Origin of the sequence: Streptomyces sp. DH12 (assembly GCF_020873895.1) — a bacterium.
Taxonomy (GTDB): Bacteria; Actinomycetota; Actinomycetes; order Streptomycetales; family Streptomycetaceae; genus Streptomyces.
Genome location: NZ_JAHWGT010000441.1, coordinates 1 through 616, shown reverse-complemented (window position 1 = coordinate 616; position 616 = coordinate 1). Strand labels below are relative to the sequence as shown.

Genomic DNA, 616 nt, shown 5'->3' with positions numbered 1-616 from the left:
GCGCCCGCAGCCCGTCCAACGGCGACCCGTCCCCGTCCAGTTCCAGCCGCCCGGCGCCGGCCGCCGCCGTCCACCCGCCGCACCGGAAACCGCCGCCGTCCTCGACGACCTCGGGCTGACCGGTCAGCAGCCCCCGCAGATCGGCGTCCACGTACGTCGGCCGATGGTGCGGCGGCGCCGCGAGGAGCTGCGCGCCGTCCGTCACGCCGGTGAGCACCAGCAGCGAGTCCACCCCGCCGTTGAACGCCCCCTCGATGTCCGTGTCCAGCCGGTCCCCCACCACCAGCGGCCGCTCGGCGCCCGTGCGCAGGATCGTCTCCCGGTGCATGGGCGGCAGCGGCTTGCCCGCGACCTGCGGCTCGGCGCCGGTGGCGATCCGCACGACCTCCACCGCCGCGCCGTTGCCGGGCGCGATGCCCCGGCCGCTGGGGATCGTCAGGTCGGTGTTGGACGCGAACCACGGCACCCCGCGCGCCACGGCGTAGCACGCCTCGGCGAAGCGGCCCCACACCAGCTCAGGGCCGCCGTACCCCTGCACGACCGCCACCGGGTCGTCGTCCGCCGACTCCACCGGCACCAGCCCGCGCTCGCGCAGCGCCACCCGCAGGCCCTCGCC

Annotated in this window: 1 protein-coding gene; it reads right to left on the bottom strand. The window is 77.4% G+C overall.

Features of this window, described 5'->3' with window-relative positions; genetic code table 11:
• The coding region (locus LPA54_RS35060; protein ID WP_228984646.1) for an HAD hydrolase-like protein at nt 1–616 on the bottom strand (616 nt) is incomplete at both ends.